The 3662-nt window shown below is 52.4% G+C and carries 5 protein-coding genes; 2 read left to right on the top strand and 3 right to left on the bottom strand.

Annotation, left to right across the window (positions count from 1 at the left end):
- Positions 1-827 (top strand): nucleotide kinase domain-containing protein (locus Q0072_RS12090; protein WP_298330397.1); only part of this gene is annotated, 827 nt, incomplete at its 5' end.
- On the opposite strand, the gene Q0072_RS12085 is transcribed toward Q0072_RS12090, so the two are convergent.
- The 3 genes from Q0072_RS12085 to Q0072_RS12080 form a co-directional block, all read right to left on the bottom strand.
- Positions 822-2096 carry a hypothetical protein gene (locus tag Q0072_RS12085; protein WP_298330394.1) on the bottom strand — a complete coding sequence of 425 codons (1275 nt, stop codon included), beginning with the start codon at positions 2094-2096 and terminating at the stop codon, positions 822-824. The two genes, Q0072_RS12090 and Q0072_RS12085, sit on opposite strands and share 6 nt — an antisense overlap.
- 122 nt (positions 2097-2218) lie before the next feature.
- A complete protein-coding gene (locus tag Q0072_RS21930; RefSeq protein WP_366941804.1) occupies positions 2219-2845 on the bottom strand; it encodes a hypothetical protein in 627 nt (208 codons plus the stop codon).
- Between the two features lie 9 nt (positions 2846-2854).
- Positions 2855-3319, bottom strand: coding sequence for a hypothetical protein (locus Q0072_RS12080; RefSeq protein ID WP_298330391.1), 465 nt, complete (start codon positions 3317-3319; stop codon positions 2855-2857).
- A gap of 163 nt (positions 3320-3482) precedes the next feature.
- On the opposite strand from Q0072_RS12080, the gene Q0072_RS12075 reads away from it, so the two are divergent.
- On the top strand, positions 3483-3662 hold a 180-nt coding region (locus tag Q0072_RS12075), incomplete at its 3' end, for a helix-turn-helix transcriptional regulator (protein ID WP_298330388.1).

Raw genomic sequence — 3662 nt, 5'->3', positions numbered from 1 at the left:
GAGAGGATCGGTCGCAAGCGCCGACAGAAATTTTCTTTCGCACACTGTTATTCAAGATATTCAACCGGATAGAAACTTGGTATTCCCTTGAGCGCGAGCTCGGGCCCCTCAGCTGGCAGTCGTGTGACCTGAATCGGATATCCAGCATCCTCGACCGGGAAATATCTCTCGGATCACGGATATATTCCGCAGCTTACATCATGCCGTCCCCAAATTTTGGACATAAGCGTAAGCATGCCAATCATCTAGCCTTGCTTGCCCGCATGATCGACGATGGGCTGCCAGGCCGTTTGGCGCGCGCGCCGTCCCTTGCCGCAGCTTATCAGATGATCCTAGCCTACCCCGGTCTGGGTCCATTTCTGGCATTTCAGTATGTAATCGATCTCAATTATTCGACGCTAATCAATTTTGATGAGTCCGACTTTGTGGTAGCCGGGCCTGGTGCTCTCGATGGCATCTCAAAGTGCTTTCAGAACGGTGACAGGCTTGACGCAACAGCGGTTATACACGCAATGACCGACCGGCAGGACGAAGAGTTCGCGCGCCTTGGCCTTGATTTCAGGGGGCTCTTCGGCCGTCGGCTGCAGCCGATCGACTGCCAGAATTTATTCTGTGAAATCTCCAAATATGCTCGACTCGCGCATCCAGAAGTCGCAGGCGTGTTAGGGCGCACACGAATTAAACAGCAGTACCGTGCAAAAATATTTGAAGCGACTAAGCCGCCATATTTTCCGCCAAAGTGGAAGCTAGAGGTTCGCTTACCTGAAATGGAACCCTTACCGACAGCAGAGCGTGCGATATCGGGCGTCCAAATGCAGCTCTTATGAGGTGCGAGCCGTTACTGGGACCGACGACGCCAACCAAGCCCGATAGTCCAGCTGGTTATCTCCTCCTAGAGACCGGAAGGTGAGCGCCCTATTGACCATATCGACGGCAACGATACCACCATTCTCGTCACGTAGTCTGTGGTAGAAATCATAGCCATCGCGAATAGCATTCTCCCAATCTTGCTTTGGATTTTTATAGACCTCGTGACCGATGCATAGCTCATGAAGACGCCGTAGAAACTCGAAATTCAAAGCTCCCTGGAGGTTGTAGGGCGAGCCCTGGGTCTTTTCATTGGCCTTATGGAAATAGTCTTCAAACTCCTCGGCTCGCTGGTGGATTTCGAGGATAACCGCCTCTTCAAGAATTTTAGCGCGCCCACCATCTTCCACTCGATCAATCTCCGGCAATGATCGGCGCTTGCGACCCATAAACGCGCGTAGGTTGGGCGACCAACCTAAATGGACAGCGAAGGCCACATGAATTACGTCATGGAAACGATAACCATCACCCTCGTGATCATTGTCTGTAAGTGGATCGCCAAGTTGTTTGACGATTCCTTCCGCATTGACCCAAAACATGTTTGACCGTTGATCACCCCAATCAACGAAATGGACCTCAAAATAGTCCGGAAATTTTTCATTGGCGTTTGGGTTTTCGCTGTCATGTCTCGGACAGCGAGTATTACTCGGGTTACGAAAACTTGCCTTTTCTTGTGTAAGCCTCAGTATGTCTGCCAGAGTCAAACTATAAATACTTGCAAGTGCTGAAAGATGCCATACAATTGCACCCAACGCATCGACTGGATCTTTGGGCCGCACCTCATGATTAAGGCCCATTTCTATATTGGGTAGGAAATCACGGCTAAGCTGAGCGGCCAGCTGCTGAAGAACTGCGGCGCAAACATTACGAAGCTCATGCCCCTCAGTCCGTCGAGTGATGAAGGCGATTTCCTGATAGTGATCGACCGGAGGATCGGAAAGACCACGATAAGGTCCAGCGACCTTCAAGAATTTTTTACATTTCCTTTTGCCAAGCTCTTCCTGTACCCGCCGGTCGTCGCGCCTACTCCCGGTGAGTTGCTTATGGAGCGTATCGATATCCGCGCCGAAAATGTCCTGTGCGCGCGGGTCCTCAAGGCATTGTGCAAGCATGATTGCGTACCAGATGGCATCGCCAATCTGCTCCCGCAGTTCGCCCCGAACCAAAACTCGCTCTGCCACATTGCGTTCCGGTGAGGCCAGCATATCCTTTTTAAGGGCCGCCAGCACTGACCCTATCTCACCCACCAACCCAAGCGTCGCGATCCGCTCTCGTTGTGACCTCGGTTTCGTGCTTGACTCGTCAGTTCGCGCGACAAACGCATAAAGTTCCCTCACATTCATGACACCACCTAGGCTTTGAAGTATCGCGGATTGTCCCAGTCCGCTGGGTCACCGACCAAACCGAGTGGTCGACTTAAGTCGATGAGGGCGTACAGTTCCCCAAGAAGTGTGACATCCTTTGGACACTTATGGCCTCGGCCCACGGGAAAGAGAGGAAGAAGATGTGCCGGAACTCGAGGGCCGCATTTTCCCCAATACGTGTAACTCTGGGTCACCAAAACGCGATTAACCTTCGTGTCCGTTGCAACATGTCCGCCATTATTCTGCGGAGCCCCAGATATATAATGCATCGATGTGTCGAAAGACCATCCGGAACAGCCTGGTTCGTTTCGGTAGGTACGATCGCCGACCATTTGCATTTTCGGCCCGGGTATTTGAGGCCGCTTTCGGGCAAATCTCTTATCGCTCCAATATTCGTCGAAGGTCAGGGCTTCATCGACTCGCATCCAATAAATGAGCTGCGGATGATAACGACGAAGCCCATCCTTCGCAGATCCAGCAATGCCGATGATGACATCGCCAAGTTTTGCATATCTACGAATTGGTCCCATACAGCAAGCGAGACTGCACCAATCGAAAAATGGATTGGGAGCGAAGCCAAGATCATGGTCAAGGCGATAGGTACGAGTAACCATAGTCCGAGCCTAACATTTGACCTGAGAGGGATGGGGGCGAGTCACTGGCGCACTGCTGCTGTCGCGGGGTGGTGCAAACTCTGGTTTCTGCAAAAGGGCGGTAAGTTCGTCTGCTGACCAGCCACATTGGTTTCCATATTTATCGGCAATCGGGTGGAGTCCGGTGTAAGGAAAGGCTTCACCGAATAAGACGATGACGCGTCCACCGGCCTGCCCACACAGCCGACCTGCAATATCGAGTTCCGATGACTCGCAGTTCTCTTGATCAACTGGGATTACCACCGGGAGATCGGCCATGCCGATACCGACACAGTCACCGACCTCGTCGGGGCGCAGGAAAGTCACTTTCTCCTTATCGACACCAGCCTCCATCAGTAGTGCGAGAATGGTCTCTATACTAATCGCGCAAGCCGAGTGAATTATGACGATTACACGCCCATCACTCTTCTTGTAGATATTGAAGTCGCTAGGCATCGCGCTCCCTTTTCCCGATAGTTATGGCACCTTCCATTTGGGCGCAACGGACGCGCATCACTGACGGCTTCACATTTAAGCGACAGTGTGCGAATCTGTGTCACCTCCACAGGCTGACGCAATCAGCCGCGTGTGTCAAGGTGTGGCGATAGCACAGGTAAGCATGAGCAATTTTGAAGAGAAGCTGATCAAAGCCGTCATCGAGAAGCGTAATCGGCTCAGTTTGAGCATCCGCGCCCTGTCGGCTCAGGTCGGGATAAGTTTTTCGACGCTGGCTCGGCTTGAGCGGGGCGCTGGCCTCCCGGATAACAACTCGAAAATCAGGCTTTTGGAGTGGTTAGGG

Origin of the sequence: Asticcacaulis sp. (assembly GCF_027484505.1) — a bacterium.
GTDB lineage: Bacteria > Pseudomonadota > Alphaproteobacteria > Caulobacterales > Caulobacteraceae > Asticcacaulis.
Note: the sequence above shows the minus strand (reverse complement) of the source record. Positions and strands in the feature narration are given on the sequence as shown.